Origin of the sequence: Microcoleus sp. FACHB-672 (genome assembly GCF_014695725.1) — a bacterium.
GTDB lineage: Bacteria > Cyanobacteriota > Cyanobacteriia > Cyanobacteriales > Oscillatoriaceae > FACHB-68.
Window position 1 is genome coordinate 430,645 of record NZ_JACJOU010000015.1, and the last position, 15,888, is coordinate 446,532.

At 46.6% G+C, this 15,888-nt stretch carries 14 protein-coding genes; 7 read left to right on the top strand and 7 right to left on the bottom strand.

Features of this window, described 5'->3' with window-relative positions; all coding sequences use genetic code 11:
- Window positions 1-8: 8 nt before the first annotated feature.
- Window positions 9-506 (bottom strand): low molecular weight protein-tyrosine-phosphatase, encoded by a 498-nt coding sequence (locus tag H6F56_RS11560; RefSeq protein WP_190667958.1) that lies wholly within the window; start codon window positions 504-506, stop codon window positions 9-11.
- Window positions 507-923: 417 nt separating this feature from the next.
- On the opposite strand from H6F56_RS11560, the gene H6F56_RS11565 reads away from it, so the two are divergent.
- On the top strand, window positions 924-2,279 hold the full coding sequence (locus tag H6F56_RS11565) for an SGNH/GDSL hydrolase family protein (RefSeq protein ID WP_190667961.1): 1,356 nt from the start codon (window positions 924-926) through the stop codon (window positions 2,277-2,279).
- 279 nt (window positions 2,280-2,558) lie between these two features.
- On the opposite strand, the gene H6F56_RS11570 is transcribed toward H6F56_RS11565, so the two are convergent.
- The 4 genes from H6F56_RS11570 to murC all read right to left on the bottom strand — a co-directional run bounded on the left by H6F56_RS11570 (window position 2,559) and on the right by murC (window position 5,945).
- Complete coding sequence (locus H6F56_RS11570; protein WP_190667965.1) at window positions 2,559-2,903, bottom strand: YbaB/EbfC family nucleoid-associated protein; 345 nt, start codon at window positions 2,901-2,903, stop codon at window positions 2,559-2,561.
- Window positions 2,904-3,022: 119 nt separating this feature from the next.
- On the bottom strand, window positions 3,023-3,151 hold the full coding sequence (locus H6F56_RS26845; RefSeq protein ID WP_255513708.1) for a hypothetical protein: 129 nt from the start codon (window positions 3,149-3,151) through the stop codon (window positions 3,023-3,025).
- Between the two features lie 116 nt (window positions 3,152-3,267).
- Window positions 3,268-4,260: a UDP-N-acetylmuramate dehydrogenase gene (gene murB, locus H6F56_RS11575; protein WP_190667968.1), complete on the bottom strand. Its 993-nt coding sequence runs from the start codon at window positions 4,258-4,260 to the stop codon at window positions 3,268-3,270.
- A 104-nt stretch (window positions 4,261-4,364) separates the two neighbouring features.
- The gene (murC, locus tag H6F56_RS11580) at window positions 4,365-5,945 is read right to left on the bottom strand and encodes a UDP-N-acetylmuramate--L-alanine ligase (RefSeq protein WP_190667971.1); all 1,581 of its coding nucleotides are present in this window, start codon (window positions 5,943-5,945) and stop codon (window positions 4,365-4,367) included.
- Window positions 5,946-6,404: 459 nt separating this feature from the next.
- On the opposite strand from murC, the gene nadD reads away from it, so the two are divergent.
- Complete coding sequence (nadD, locus tag H6F56_RS11585) at window positions 6,405-7,109, top strand: nicotinate (nicotinamide) nucleotide adenylyltransferase (protein WP_190667974.1); 705 nt, start codon at window positions 6,405-6,407, stop codon at window positions 7,107-7,109.
- A gap of 314 nt (window positions 7,110-7,423) precedes the next feature.
- Window positions 7,424-8,440: a type I glyceraldehyde-3-phosphate dehydrogenase gene (locus H6F56_RS11590; protein ID WP_190667976.1), complete on the top strand. Its 1,017-nt coding sequence runs from the start codon at window positions 7,424-7,426 to the stop codon at window positions 8,438-8,440.
- Between the two features lie 169 nt (window positions 8,441-8,609).
- On the opposite strand, the gene thiL is transcribed toward H6F56_RS11590, so the two are convergent.
- Entirely contained in the window at window positions 8,610-9,626 is a 1,017-nt protein-coding gene (gene thiL, locus H6F56_RS11595) for a thiamine-phosphate kinase (protein ID WP_190667979.1), read from the bottom strand.
- A 210-nt stretch (window positions 9,627-9,836) separates the two neighbouring features.
- Here thiL and H6F56_RS11600 point away from each other — a divergent pair, with 210 nt between their 5' ends.
- From H6F56_RS11600 to H6F56_RS11615, 4 genes are all read left to right on the top strand, one after another.
- On the top strand, window positions 9,837-10,493 hold the full coding sequence (locus H6F56_RS11600; protein WP_190667982.1) for a Uma2 family endonuclease: 657 nt from the start codon (window positions 9,837-9,839) through the stop codon (window positions 10,491-10,493).
- A gap of 228 nt (window positions 10,494-10,721) precedes the next feature.
- Window positions 10,722-12,290 (top strand): EcsC family protein, encoded by a 1,569-nt coding sequence (locus tag H6F56_RS11605; RefSeq protein WP_190667986.1) that lies wholly within the window; start codon window positions 10,722-10,724, stop codon window positions 12,288-12,290.
- Between the two features lie 197 nt (window positions 12,291-12,487).
- Window positions 12,488-13,825 carry a hypothetical protein gene (locus H6F56_RS11610; RefSeq protein ID WP_199312734.1) on the top strand — a complete coding sequence of 446 codons (1,338 nt, stop codon included), beginning with the start codon at window positions 12,488-12,490 and terminating at the stop codon, window positions 13,823-13,825.
- A 1-nt stretch (window position 13,826) separates the two neighbouring features.
- Window positions 13,827-15,302 carry a hypothetical protein gene (locus H6F56_RS11615; protein ID WP_190667988.1) on the top strand — a complete coding sequence of 492 codons (1,476 nt, stop codon included), beginning with the start codon at window positions 13,827-13,829 and terminating at the stop codon, window positions 15,300-15,302.
- Window positions 15,303-15,501: 199 nt separating this feature from the next.
- Here the strand turns inward: H6F56_RS11615 and H6F56_RS11620 are convergent, their stop codons facing one another.
- Window positions 15,502-15,804, bottom strand: a complete 303-nt coding sequence (locus tag H6F56_RS11620; RefSeq protein WP_190667990.1) for a hypothetical protein — start codon at window positions 15,802-15,804, stop codon at window positions 15,502-15,504.
- Between the last annotated feature and the right edge of the window lie 84 nt (window positions 15,805-15,888).

Genomic DNA, 15,888 nt, shown 5'->3' on the forward strand with positions numbered 1-15,888 from the left:
ATTAGCAATTAGCCCTTAGCCCTTGAGTTTGATGCTTGATTGTTAATAATGTACTGTAATAGACCCTGACAGGCATCTGAAAGCAAATCAATGACATAGTTAAAGCCGTCGGAGCCACCATAATAGGGATCGGGTACTTCTTTGTCCTTATGCTGGGTGCAAAAGTCACACATCATTCTAACTTTGTCTCGATATTTGCCGGCAGGATCTAAGGAAATAATATCTCGGTAATTCTCCCCATCCATTGCCAAAATTAAATCAAATTGTTCAAAGTCTATTTTCTGAAATTGACGCGCTTCACCTAAAAATTTCATCCCCCGCTGACTGGCAGCCGCAACCATGCGCCGATCAGGTGGGTTACCAACGTGATAGCTAGCAGTGCCGGCAGACTCACAAATAATCTGCTCGCTCAAATCTGCTTCTGCAATCAGGTGGTTCATGATATTCTCGGCTGCCGGTGAACGGCAAATATTTCCAAGGCAAACGAATAAAAGTTTGTAGGGCATTCGTAAATATCTCTGGTTCTATAGATGAAAGTGTCAGTGTTGGTTTTTCCCAAGTATCTATTAACGCCCCAGAGCGGTTGCAAAAAAGCCAAAAGCAGGATGGGCTAATATCTAAAGTGCTTGGGGTCTTCAGGCTAAGTTGGGCGACGAAATTATACCATCTTATCTCTTAGATTCGAGCTAGAGCGTCATTTGCCCTGTTTTTCCATTGTTTGGAAACTTACTACAAAATGGAAGGTGCCGCGTTTGCCCGCTCGTTGTGTCTTTCCGGTTGTTGGAAAATTAGAGAATATAAAAACCCTAGCTAGAGTGTAGGCACTCGCTGCTAATCTTGACCGACCATACACAAGAGTGCGACGCTTTTGCAGGTGCGCGGCTTAGTGTACGACCCCATCGGTTTTTATAGGAAATTGCTTGATGTTTAAAAGCAAACGTGGAATTTACCAAACCCGCCGTCCATTCCCCAAACCACTAGCGATCCTCTTGTCGATCCCTGTGGCGCTCATTGTCTTAGAAATACTGCTCCGCATTTTGACGGCAATTACCGGCTTTAGTGATGAATTGGCCGGTTATGAAGCTGAACGTAAAATAGTCACTGCGTATCGGCTCAAATTTCTCAACCAAGCACAAGTCCCCTATGATGGACTCTCGAATAGGGGATCTTTGATCGCTCAAGGAAATGAGCTGCTCGGTTACAAACTTGCGAAGAACCAACAGAGCGATTTTTGGCGCATTAATGAGCAAGGCTTTCGGGCTGATGAGCCGGTGGCATTACAAAAGCCTCCGGGTGAAATTAGAATATTTGTTTTAGGGGGAGCTGCGGCTTTTGGCTACCTCAGTTTAAACAATCAAACGACCTTGGCCGGCCAACTTGAACAGCGTCTAAACCAACAGACAGGGAAGCAACAGCCCAACTCAGAGAAAACTCCCTCGGAAAACGAACAAGGGGATACATCGGCTTCTTCCGTCCCAATACGGCAGGGTCAGTATCGCGTCATTAATGCTGGCGTACCGGGTTATACCTCAGGTAATGAAGCCGTTCAATTAGCCCTCGATATTTTGGCCTACAAACCCGATCTAATCTTGGTTTTGAATGGATATGAAGACTTGATGTTACCCAGCACCCAGCAAGGCGCTGATATTCCTGGCGTACAGACCTTCCTGCAAAATGCTTCCACTCATTTCTCAGCCTCTGTAACTCAGGGATGGCAAAATTGGATCACTCAAAGTTATCTCCTTAAAGGAGTCCAATACTGGATCTTGCGGCCCCATGAAGCTCCGCTTAAAAACTACGCCAACCAATTGAGTCTAGTTGCCGACAATTCTGTACTTCCTCCAGCCAAACACTTAGCCGGTGATACTGAGGAACTGCAACGTCGGGTGGGCCGGTACCGGCATCATCTCCAGCAAATGGCTCGTCTAACGGCAGCCGCGAATGTTCCGTTAATTGTGGCGGTTCAGCCGGAAATTACGGGCCGGGGGCAAAATAATCCCATTCCCGACGAGCGGGAGATTTTAGATCAGCTAGGAAAATCCTACGCTCAAGGCGTGGAAGCAGGATTTTCACAGTTAGGGGCAGTTGTTAAGGATGTAGAGCGAGAATTTCCCAAGAATGTGACGGCGCTGAACCTCTACAATTTCTATGCAGACTTTCGCGATCCAGCTTTTCAGGATGCGGTTCATTTGTCCGATGTTGCCAATACAGAACTTGCCAACCGCCTATCTGAGAGCGTCAGTAAGGCGTTGCAAACACAGACGAAACCCCAAAATTAGCCCAGTGAAGTAGGCTAGGGGCAACAGGAGCGGGAAATGCTGTTAATAGCAACACTAGGCGCTCGGTATTTCTACCGGCTGAGCGCAGGTTTGATGGTAGATTAGGGTGCGGGTTTGACTCATCGCTCAGCCAGCGCAAGGACGGTTGGGCAAATGAGAACTGCTGGCGAGTCAGAGAAGATATCTCAGGGTGAGTCTCGCCAGCGATGTGAGCCGGATTATATAACCACTTCCAGACTAGAAACGTGATTGATGCCTTGGCAAGCGCGAAGAGACTTGTTACAGACCAGGCAGATTAAGTCCCCCTGTCAACTCTTCCATGCGCTCTCGCATGGTTGTCGTGGATTTGTTGTAGGCATCTTGCATCGCGATGGTGACAAGTTCAGACACAACATCTGCGCCTTCACCCAGAGCATCCGGTGAAATCACCACCCCACGGGGTTCTTGATTTCCACTCACAATAACTTTGACCAAACCGCCGCCGGCTTGTCCCTCGATTTCCATTTGATCGAGTTCTTCTTGGAGCTTTTTAGCTCCTTCTTGTACCTGCTGGGCTTTTTTAAAAGCTTCGGTCAGCTCTTTCATTTTCCCCAGACCGAAGCCAAATCCCTGTCCTTTTGACATAATTTCTAAACTCTGAATGGATTAGGGTTGCATTTGACAGACTGCCGTTTCAGCGCTTTGCGCTTGAGCGGGCAGACAAAGAGGTCAATTTGAATGCTGTCACTACAGACTTCTTGTTGTCAGGCATTCAATTGCTCGCGCACTTTGACTTTTACGCCGGCAGATGAAGATCCACAAAGGCGTGGACTGGCTGCTTCAATTGACAAGAAGCCCCAGCCAAAGAGCCGGTGATTGCTCCAGATACTCATGTTATCAACTGTGACGCCTGATAGGAGCGCGACCCGTCAAAAGAAAGTGAAAAGTTAAAAGTGGGTAGGGTCGCCCCCACTCACTCAGATGGCGTAGATATCCGACTTGCCGCTCACTAAATCGGTTGAAATTCTCCGAGTATTTTAACTTCTGGTTCTAAACACAAAGACCAACGCTGTTCCACCTGCTCCTGAACGTAACGGATCAGTTGGAATATCTCATTTGCGGTGGCTCCGCCACAGTTAAGAATAAAATTAGCATGGCGCTGGGCGACTTGAGCGCCTCCAATTTGATATCCTTTCAGACCGGCTTGCTCAATTAACCAAGCGGCTTTGAGGGGATTGGGATTGCGAAAAACACTGCCACAGCTAGGCAAATGGTAGGGTTGAGTGGTTTGTCGTTCCTTGAGATGTTGCGCCGTTATCGCCATCACCTTTGCCGGCTCTGCTCCAGGCCGCAGTTGAAACGTCGCTTGGCTAACTAAGCGATCGCCGCCTTGGAGTTGGGAACTGCGGTAGCTATAGCCTAGGTCTGGGGCGGTGAGAATGTCTACTGTGCCGCTCGGCGAAAAGACATGAGCGTTCACTAAAATCTCGGCAGTACAGCCGCCGTGGGCACCGGCATTCATCACCACAGCCCCCCCAACGGTGCCAGGAATTCCCACCGCCCACTCTAGCCCTTCCCAGCCCCGCTCTGCAGCTTGCCAAGCAAGGCGAACAAGTGGTTCGCCGGCTGCAGCGGTCACTTGGCCGGTTTCTGCATCAAAGTGAGAGTGGCGCAGGTGGCGAGTGCAAATCACTAAGCCGTCTAGGCCGTGATCGCTCACCAATAAATTAGAACCGGCACCCAACAAAGTAATGGGCACACCTTCAGCAACCGCCCACTCGAAACTTGCTTGCAAGTCGTCCAAGTGGCGGGGCGCAATGTACCATTCAGCAGGGCCGCCTACGCGAAAGGAGGTTAGAGTTGCCAGGGAAACTTGAGACTTAATTTGACAATTCGTTCCTGGCAGGGAAATTGGCGAATCTGGTTTCAAAAAATTGGCCTCGGGAGTGGCAGTCACACTAGCAGTTTTGAAAACACTAGGAGGATCATAGGAAAGAGTCATGATAATTTAGGTGCTTAAATTCCTATAGACCTACATTCTGAAAGCGGGTAAACAAGCGTTTTTTTTGCTTGTATCAGGGCGCAAGAAACGGATGTTTCAGCAGCTCAGGCGCGACGGTGCGCTTCGTGAGACCGTTCCTGCTCTGACTTTTCATAAAAAGTCATGACCTCTGGAATGATCTGATTTAGATTACCCGCTCCCAGAAATAAGGCAACATCGCCGGGGAGGAGCGTTTCTGTGAGAAACGCACAAACTGACTGTAAAGACGGTTGATAGTGTACCTGATGATGGTAAGTGGCAATTAAATCGGCAACTTGCTGACCGCTCACTTGCCCTAAGTCTGGTTCACCGGCGCTATAGATATTCGTAAGAACAACGATATCGGCATCGCTAAAAGACTGAGCGAATTCTTGCAAGAAGGTGAGGGTGCGGCTGTAGCGGTGGGGTTGAAAGATCGCCACAACCCGTCCGTTCGATTTGCCATTATGGTTTTTGGTGGAACTGGCTTCGCGATCCTTTGCTCGCAGACTCGCTGCTGCTAAGGTGACGCGGAGTTCGCTAGGGTGGTGGGCGTAGTCATCGACAAATAAAATGTCGTTGTGTTCGCCTCGAACTTCAAAACGACGCCGTGCTCCTTCAAACGTGGCGACCGCACCGGCGATCGCGGCAAAGTCTAACCCTAATAACCGACCGACTGCGACCGCTGCCAGGGCGTTGCTGAGGTTATGCCGGCCTAGCAATTTCAAGTTCAGCTGCCCCAAGATTTCCCCGCGTTCCCACACTCTGGCCGTGGTGCCATCTGCGCGGGTGGCAATACAATCAACGGTATAGTCAGCTCCTGTCTCTGGCTCTAAGCTATAGCTAATTTTTGGTTTTAGGTTATCTCTTACCGTGAGGCAGTCAATACAGCCCACTAAGGTTTGGCAGCGCCCCTCAAAAATTTTGAAGGTGGCTATTACTTCATCGAGGCTGGCGTAGTGATCTGGGTGATCGAGTTCGATATTTGTCACAACGCCGATTTGGGCTGAAAGCTTGACGAGAGAACCGTCTGATTCGTCTGCTTCTGCAACTAAATACGGCCCTTCTCCCAGTCGGGCGTTGCCTTCCCACGCTTTGACTTCTCCGCCCACCACGATGGTTGGATCTAAACCGGCCTGCATCAGCACGTACCCGATCAAGCTACTTGTTGTTGTTTTCCCGTGGGTGCCGGCTACAGCAATGCTTTGGTACTCTTTGATCAGGGCTGCCAGTAAATCTGAGCGGTGGAAAATCGGACACCCCAAGTCAATCGCCGCTTGATATTCGGCGTTGCCTGAGTGAATTGCTGTTGAGCAGATTACTTGGGGTAAGTTTGCCGGCGGCTTGCCAACCTTTGATGTGCTCTCCAGCGTTGTGGTTGCTGCTGCCGCGCCCTGCTTAGAACTCTCGCTCACACCGGCAGGTGCAAACGTTGCTCCAGTTTGATCGCTTGCCGGCTGAAAAAATTCTAAATTACTTGCGTCTTGACGCCAAAAAATATGAGCGCCAGTTTCCTGCAACCGTTGAGTAATATGGCTAGATTTAAGATCCGAGCCATATACGGGCAGCTGACGCTTAGCTAGAATATAAGCGAGGGCTGACATTCCTATTCCGCCGATTCCGATGAAATGGAATGGCCTGCCGCTGAAATCTACAGAACTCAGCATTTTTAGCTCCTTACACACCACACCACGCCAATAACACGCGATATCATATCAGGAATTCCTTTTTCCCGATACAACCCGGGATAGATTTAGAGAAGTCCCAAAGTTTCGTTTCTCACTTTAGAGCAATGACGGCACAGATGATCTAGCTCTGAGACGCTCATTTGTCTATAGCGAGTGTATTTATCTTGACTGTTTAACTTACATCTGTTGTCCTAGCATTTCCTGAAAAAACAATGATGCCAATAGCATCAGAAATCAGGAACTTGGATTTCTTCAAAAGCGGTATTGGTGGCTTCTGAGAAACAACTGTCAGATATCAGCGCTACTAAAGTTATAAATCTGAGTATTTGAGAGGTATCCGGACGAGCCGGTAATCTAGAGGTTATTTTCGTCACAGGGAGGGAAAATGGCTATATTTATCAAACGCTTTGGCGAAATCCAGCGTTCGAGACTGCGGTGATGAAGGGTGGTTGTGAAGGTTTAGGTACGCAGAAAGTCGCAGTTTTTGGCGGCACCTTCGATCCAGTTCATTTAGGGCATCTGTTAATTGCCCAGACTGCCTCGAGTCAGATGGATCTTGATCGGGTGATTTGGGTTCCCACTCGCTACCCTCCCCATAAATGTTCACAATCATTGGTTGAGTTTGAGCATCGCTTGGAAATGGTGCGGCAGGCAATCGCAGATAATCCGGCGTTTGTTGTTTCGCCGGTAGAAATTAATCGCACCGGCTCTTCGTATGCTATCCAAACTTTCATTGAGCTTCAGGCACTCTATCCTGCGATTCAATGGTACTGGATTGTTGGGGCGGACGCATTCCAAACACTGCCCAAATGGCAATGCCGGGACATTCTAGCTGCGTCTGTTGAGTGGTTGGTAGCACCCCGACTGATGCGAGGGAGTGCTGCTGGAGAGGTCGGTGAGACCGGCTGGAGCGATGGGATTTACTTGGAGACTCAGATACTTTGCCAACAAGTGGCCAATCATCTGGCTCATACGTCTATGCCGGTGCGCTGGCAAGTTCTGCAATCGCCTTTGGTGGCAGTCTCGTCAAGTTTGATTCGTCAGTTTTGCCGCGAACACCGCTCAATCCGTTACTTAGTGCCGGAAGCGGTCAGAATTTACATTGAAGCGGAAAACCTTTATCAGTCCGAAGTTGATCGTTAATTATTCATTCGGATAATATGCCAAGCATTACTGAGGTAAATTCGTTTTATCTATTGATTACGCTTGAGTAATTTTTTATCGTTAAAAATTCATAGCCGCTAAAAATGCATTGATCTCGGTTGGGCCTGCTGGGAGTGCCGGCCAACCAAAATAGCCTGAGCTGTGCGCCCTAGCCAAGTTAAAACCGACCACTTCTTGTTTAAAAAGATGGAGAGCATAGAGGGTACTCTTTTGTGGTATCTTCAACACCAAGTCCCAAAATATAGGCTGGGGCGAACTAGGTATCTATTAAGAAAACAAAGGGGCAAGACGCAGTGATTAGAGTCGCGATCAACGGGTTTGGACGCATCGGACGTAACTTCATGCGCTGCTGGATTGGCAGAACCAACAGCCAACTTGAAGTCGTTGCTATCAACGACACTTCTGACCCAAAAACCAACGCTCACTTGCTGAAATACGACACGATGTTGGGCAAGTTGGACGCCGATATTAGTGCCGATGACAACTCCATTACCGTCAACGGTCATACAGTTAAATGTGTATCAGATCGCAACCCTTTAAACTTGCCCTGGGCTGAATGGGGAATTGACTTGATCATTGAAGCGACCGGCGTGTTTATTGACAATGCCGGTGCCTCGAAGCACATAGAAGCTGGAGCTAAGAAGGTACTGATTACAGCGCCGGGGAAAGGCTCAGACATCGGCACCTATGTGATGGGCGTCAATGACAACGAATACGAACACGATAAGTTCAACGTCCTGAGCAATGCCAGTTGTACAACCAACTGCTTGGCACCTGTGGTCAAGGTGTTGCACGAGAACTTCAATATTATCAAAGGGACGATGACCACCACCCACAGCTATACCGGGGATCAGCGGCTGCTAGATGCTAGCCACCGGGATGTGCGACGTGCACGGGCTGCGGCAATGAACATTGTGCCTACCACCACCGGCGCTGCGAAAGCGGTTGCTTTGGTAATTCCAGAAATGAAGGGCAAGCTGAATGGCATTGCTCTGCGAGTGCCAACACCGAACGTGTCGGTTGTGGATTTGGTGGCTCAAGTTGAGAAACGGACGTTCGCTGAAGAAGTCAATGAAGCGCTGCAACACGCGGCACAAGGTCAACTCAAAGGCATTTTGGAATACAGCGATCTCCCCCTGGTTTCTTGTGACTATAAAGGGAATGATGCTTCTTCCATCGTGGATGCTAGCCTGACAATGGTCATGGATGGCGACATGGTGAAGGTTATTGCCTGGTATGACAACGAGTGGGGCTACAGCCAACGCGTTGTCGATCTCGCTGAATTGGTCGCTCAGAAGTGGGTTGCTTAGGAAGTTGGATGCCGGATTTAAATTTTTAAACCGTTGATTCCGTAAGTGAAACTTAAATGACGAGCGTAGCACATTCAAGTTTCACCTACGTCCGCAGATAAACGCAGATATTTCTAAATGTGGTTAAATATCTGCGTTTCTGTTTATTCGGGTTCGTAAAAATTTAAAATTAGAAATGTTTAAATCCTTGGTTAAGAGTCAGTTGCTGAGCGGGATAAATACCGGCATTGTCTATTAGCCAAACACCAGCTTGTGAAGAAATTGTTCCGACAATAGCTGCACCGGCACCCAATTGATTTAGCAATTTCTGAGCAACTGCTGCCGGCAGGCAAAGCACGAGTTCAAAGTCTTCTCCGCCATATAACGCCCATTCTAAGGCGCGATCTGCCGGCACGAGTTGGTTTAGTGCCGGCGGGATGGGAATACTGTTGCGTTCAATTGTCGCGCCAACTGCACTGGCTTGACAGAGTTGCACGATAGCATCTGCTAATCCATCGCTGCTATCCATGCCAGCTACAGGGATTGGAGATTCTTGACCAAAAATTTCCCAAAGTAGCGGCAATACATCTAATCTGGGTTTGGGGCGCTGGTGAGCGAGTGTGAGGCTGTCTCGCTCAGCCGACTGAAGATTTTGACCAAATTCTGGGTGCAGTAATAATTCTAAACCGGCCCGGGAGGCTCCGTGGCAGCCGGTGACGATAATGGCATCTCCAGGTTGCGCTGCACCACGGCGGATGATCCGATTCGGGTAAGCTTGACCAAAGGCGGTGATCGAGAGAGTAATTATCGGGGAACGGACAATATCGCCGCCGACGATGGGGGTGTTGTGCTGGTGCAGGCAGCTCTGCATTCCGTGATAAAGTCTTTCAACCCAACTGACGGGGGTGGTGCCGGTGATGCCTAAACCCACCGTAATCCCTGCCGGTTGTGCTCCCATTGCTGCGAGATCCGATAAATTAGCCGCAGCAGCACGCCAGCCGGCATCTTCTGGGGATGTTGTACCTTCGCTAAAATGAACGCCATCTACCAACATATCGGTTGTTATTACTAACTGTTGTGCCGGTAACAAATTCATTACCGCCGCATCATCTCCCACCATATCTGGAGGACAGAATTTGTGTAATCGTTTTAAGAGTCCCTGTTCTCCAATATCTTGAACTTGTAAGGACGGGGGATTATCGGTCACGAGTTTTTACAACAATGCCGGTTTAATATTCTTGAATATTATTTTACTGTATTAAGTATATGTTAGATTGATTTCAACATGACTTTTATCTCAATTAAAAACAAAATTTCTTGAATCAGCTATATTTAGAATGGGCGATTAAATAAAATCATTGAATAAGCAAAATCCAGATTAAACAAGCCAAAATTAGCTCAGTTAGAGGCTCTCACTATGCAACTTACAACGGAACAAATAATTTACCCATCCAGTGACGATAAGCCAATGGCAGATAGTACAATTCAGTACAGATGGATTACCCAAATAAAGGGCGGCTGTGACGCAATCTTTAAAGATGACCCAAATGTATTTGTAGCCGGCGATCTATTTTGGTATCCGGTAGAGGGAAATTCCAACATCTGCCAAGCCCCTGATGTAATGGTGGTGTTTGGTAGAGGCAAAAGTGATCGTAAATCTTACAGACAGTGGCACGAAGAAAATATTACTCCCCAAGTCATCTTTGAAGTGCGCTCAGAAAGCGACAGTCAGACAAAGATGGATAAAAAGTTAGTATTTTATAACCGCTATGGAGTCGAAGAATATTACTTGTATGATCCAGCGGATAAAGATTTGAGGGGATGGCGGCGCACGGACGGATTATTAGATGTTATTGATCCGATGATCGGCTGGGTTTCTCCTCGTTTGGGGGTGCGGTTTGAGTTGGGTGATGAGGGGTTGGAACTTTACGCACCTAATGGGGAAAAGTTTGTTGATTATCTGGAGTTATATCAGCAAAGAGAGCAGGAACGACAGGAGAAGGAATTAGCGCAACAACGAGCGGAACGATTAGCCGCGCAGTTAAGAGCGGCAGGAATTGAACCGGAGGCGTGAATTGTTAATTGCTGTAATATTTCAAGCGATTTGTATATCGGCATCTTCTGAAGTGGGAAGGGTGCCGATTTTTACTTGGATGGGGCTTTGTTACGTTATTTGAAGAGAAGCGCAAGTATAGCGGTAGGGTAAGTGTCTAATTAGCTAAAAAATTGCGGAAAATACGGATTATTTGCCAACCTACAAAGCGTTACCCTGAAAGCAAATCCAAGGTTATACGCTTTTTTTATGACACAACCAAATTTCTGGCAATCACTGACAAAAACAGCGACAGGGTTTGGAGAAACAATTAGTAACGCTGCCGCACAAGCAACACAAGCGGCAACAGATACGGCAGCCAAAGCCGGCGAAGCGATTAGCAGTGCGGCATCAGGCACAGCAGCCAAAGCCGGTGAAGCCATTGGCAGTGCGGCATCAGGCACAGCAGCCAAAGCCGGCGAAGCCATTGGCAGTGCGGCATCAGGAGCATCGATAGCTGTAGCAAAAACCGCAGCGAAAGCTGGCGAAGCTATCAGCAATGGGGCATCAGGGGCAACCGTAGCGGCAACGGAAACCGCACTCAAGGCAAAAGGATTTTTCAGCAGTGCGGCATCAGGAGCAACTGCGGCGGCAACAGAGAAAGCAGCCAAAGCCGGCGAAGCCATTGGCAGCGCGGTATCAGAGGCAAGTCAAGCCGTCGTTGGGAAATCTTTAGGAGTAAGTGGAGTCGTTGCCGGCGCTGCCTCTGGTGCCGGTAAAGCAGTTGTGGGGAAAGCGACGGAAGTTGGCGGTGCAATCGCTAACACTGCATCCAAAGCCGGTCAAACTGTTGCTAAAAAAGCGACAAATGCAGCTGCACCTATTATGGATGCTACTGGAAAAAAAATTCAAAATGCTAAAAACGTAACAACTGATTGGCTAATTCGCTTCATAGATAAAGTGGATGTTCCTAAAGCCGAAGCTGAAGTGAGACAGCTACAGCAGCAGTATCCTAACGAAGAACCAAGAAAAATTGCTCATCGTTTGATGGTAGATAAAACGGTGCTTGCAGCCGGCTCAGGTTTGGCTAGCAACTTAGTGCCAGGAGCAGCACTGGCAATGGCAGGCGTTGATTTGGCAGCGATGACTGCTCTTTCAGCAGAATTGATTTATCAGATCGCTGCTGCTTATGGGCAGGATTTGCAATCGAGCGCTCGCAAAGGCGAAGTTATCACAATCTTCACTTTGTCTATGAGTGGAACTTTAGCGCTTGAAGCCGGCTTGGGCTGGTTGGGAAACGTGCCGGTGGCTGGTGCAATGATTGGTGCAAGCACGAATGCAGCAATGATCTACGCACTTGGATATGGGGCTTGTCGTTTTTATGAAGCCAAGAAGCGAAATTCATTGATTTTGGAAGGTACTGTCGTAGATTGTCAGGTTGAGGGTGAGAAATATTTAGAACGTACAATCTCGCAAGAAGTGATAGTTGAGACTGAGAAATATTTAGAAGGTGCAATCTCGCAGGAAGTGATCATGGATCAAATTTTGATTCATGTTTTTTTAGCCGGCAATCCAGATAAAACAGGGGAAGAACTGTTGCCAGAACTGCAAATTTTGAATCTCAGCCCTGCATCATTAGAAGCAATTACGGCTAACATCCAATCTCCACCCTCGTTAGAAACCTTACTTGCTCAAATCAATAGTGATTTTGCAGTGCCACTGCTCGTTCAATGTCAAAAAATAGCTCAGTTAGATGGAGTAGTAACCCCGGAAGAAACGCAAGTCATAGAAACTATTATCAATAAGTTTGGGATTAATATTAATAATGAGGTCAAATAAAAAATCTGTAAATATCAGGACATTTTATGTTTAAGAATTCTAGCTTTTTTGATTAAAGAGGTTGTCAATGAAATTCGCCTTAGTTTACTGAATTCTAGAATTATTCACAAAATCCCCCTTGATGAAAAAAAATCAATCACTTGAATCTCTGAGCTAACTTATTTAGTTACATTTTAAACTTTTTACCTCTACCACTTATGACACAGCAAAACTTTTGGAAATCACTCTCAAACACAGCGACAGGGTTGGGAGAAACGATTAGTAACGCTGCTGCACAAGCAACGCAAGCCGCAACAGAGACAGCAGCCAAAGCCGGCGAAGCGATTAGCACCGGCGCATCAGAGGCAACTGTAGCGGCAACGCAAACTGCAGCCAAGGCAAAAGAAGCAATTAGCACTGCGGCATCAGGGGCATCTCAAGCTGCAACAGACAAAGCAGCCAAAGCCGGTGAAGCTATTGGCAGAGCGGCATCAGGGGCAACTGTAGCAGCAACGCAAACTAGAGCCAAAGCCGGTGAAGTCATTGGCAGAGCGGCATCAGGGGCAACTATAGCAGCAACGCAAACTGCAGCTAAGGCAAAAGAAGCAATTAGCACTGCCGCATCACAGACAACTCAAGCCGTAGCAGAAATAGCCAATGGAGGCAGTAAGCCAACTAATCAAGTTTTAGACTTTACCAAATTACCTGAAAGTGAGCGTATCGCTTTTTATGGTGCGCTTTTTGCAATGGCGAATGCTGACGGTTCCCTTGACAAAGAGGAGATGGAACTCATCTTTGGAATTATGGATCTAGAGGGGATGTCTGAGCCGGCAAAACGCCTAGTGCAATGCTATATTATTGAGCCGCCGGCATTAAATGACTGCTTAAAAACCCTATCAAATGCCGATGAAAACCTTCGCTTTAGCTTGATGGTTAACCTCATCGACACGGCTTGGGCTAATGATGAACTTGATCCTAATGAGGAAAAAGCAATTCAACTCGCACAGCAGGAGTTACGAATTACAAATGAACAAGTGAAAGCCATTGAAAAGTTTATCCAAGAACTGAAAAAAATCCGCGCTCGTGGTTTAGATGATAACCAAGCGGCGGATGCAATAAAAACTGCGGCTGCCGGCTTATCTGCTGTCGGTATTCCCATTGCTGCCGTTTATCTTTGCGGATCAGTCATTGGATTAAGTGCAGCAGGAATTAGCTCTGGATTAGCAGCATTAGGTGCATTCGTCGGAGTGGGGGGAATGGTTCCCGGTATTGGTGTTGCGGTTCTTTTGGGTACAGGTATATTTATGGGTGTATCCCACTTGCTCGATACAGGCGACAAACAGAAAAAAGCGCAATTCCAAGCCGAGAAAGAACGCAAAGCTCAACTGGTGATTAGAAACCTTCAAGAAACACTGAATGGGGTTATGGAAAAAATTGAAGAGTTACAGAAAGCCGCTGCTGATGCCGAGACGAACCGGGAAGCGATTCGGATTTTAACTGAAAAGATGCGTTACTTACAGCAGTTAGTGGCGAAGCGCAAACAGGCAGGAGTTTAAGATGATTTCAGAGCGCTTTGCTGCTGAATTAAATGCAGTGCTGCACACACAAAATCGCATTCTGCAACAGCTTAAGGCTGTGGTGTCAGATGTCGAAATAAAACTCGCAGATGTTTCTAATCAAGCTCAACAAATCCAAGAGCTTGAGAAGATAATGGCAGAACTGGAAGCATCTGTTGAGTTCCTTGACGAAGATGATTTGAGTGATTTTAACCCTAATGAAATTCTGCGTTTATACGAGGATCGGCGTGCTGCTATTTCTCAAGATTTAATCAAAATTGGCTTCAAAGATTGGGAGAGTTTTGTTAAACAGTGCCAAATTTCCTCACTTCAGTATGAATGCAATAAGGAAGCCGGTTTTCAAAATATTTCTTTAGCACCTTACGAAGCACTGCTAACAGAACAAGACTTCAAAAAACTTCGAGCTGAATCCTATCAGGCTCAGTACGCTTGGGATAAGTGGGATTATATTTTTGTGGGTGCAAGTGGTGTTTTGGCATCACTAACAGACTGTCTATTAGTCAAAATTCCGGCAACCATAAACACTGAGGAATACAGTGGACAAATCGGGAGTCCGATCACTGCATGGGTTAAGCAATATGATATCAAAAAATCGGATGACTGGTTTGCTCACTGGGCCAGATCCCTTGAGAAAACTTGCAAAGTTCCTTACGATAATCAAAAACTTATCGACGGAATGTATGCCAAATCGCACCGCTTTCAATCATTAGGACACGATCCGGTTTTGGGATTTGTGTTTGGTGTGCTTGATATCATGCGGGGAACGATCACCGGCTTTTCTTATGATAAACTCAGTAGCCTTCACAATTTCGAGATTAAAGGTGTGCCGGCAAGTGAAACTGTCGGATTAATTGAAGCGATTTTGCGACAAATTGGGCACTTGATTTCTGATGTAGCGACTCCGATGGGATTGCCGGCTCCTTTTATGACACTAATTCAAGGAATCAACATCGGCAGCTTTGGAGAGAAAAATCGGACGGCGGGGGAAGTGGCGCGATGGATGTATTTGAATGGCTATGATTTTCGACATTTCTTAGTATCTGGAATCACGCCGGCAGTGATCGAGATAGTTCTGAGAGCATTCATTATGCTAAGGCACTATTCTGAATACGGGGAGACTAAATTTACTTTAGCTTCTCACCCAAAGTATAGAGCAATGCTGTTAGCCGCTCATGGAATTGCTGCCTTGGGAAATGCCGGCAAGATTGCACTGATGCAAGGGAATCCTCTAGCGATTAACTCTGCACAATGGATAGCTTTATTTCGTTACCTCATCCCCAGCATTAAATATTGGGTATTTGATCAACACCGGCTTGGGATAGAAGAGATGGAACAAGTTGACGATGCAGGTTGGGATGAATTGATGCAAAATAGTGATAAATTACTTGAAATGGTTGCTAAAATTGAAGGAAATAATATTTGTTTAGGAACTGTACCAATTTTATCTAAAACCTAGCCTATCAAAAGCATTAATTTCTAATTTATTTGATTTAAATGTACGTTGTTTTTACTTCGGAAGGGAAGGGATATTAATAAATTTATATTGAGTTAAGCCAGCATAATTTCCAATATAATTTTAGCCTAGGTGGAAGAGAACCGATTTTTCCACCCGCACTAATCAAAGTTACTAAAAAAGCCCTTCAAAAGCGAATGTACTAATTATTTCCAGGAAGGCGCAGTTTAGGAAATCGATAATAGGTATTTCCATCATCATCAACTTCTAAAGTTGCCGAAAACACCTTAGCTTGGCGTTCCAAATACTGCCTGGATAGATCAGCTTCTACTCTAGCACCGGCAGCCAACTGAATCAGAGAAACTTCGCCATTTTGAGCTTCTAACAAATGGTAAAAGGTATTCTCTAATCGCTGCTGTTGCTGACTAACCTTAACAGAATTGACAATTCCAATGCCTATCAACACACCTATACTAATGATAAACGCGAACTCAATAAGTATCATAAACTAACATCCTATTAATAAATCTCTTGAAAAAATCAACCAGATGCCATTAATCCTTTATCCTAACCAATAACCATTCTGTAT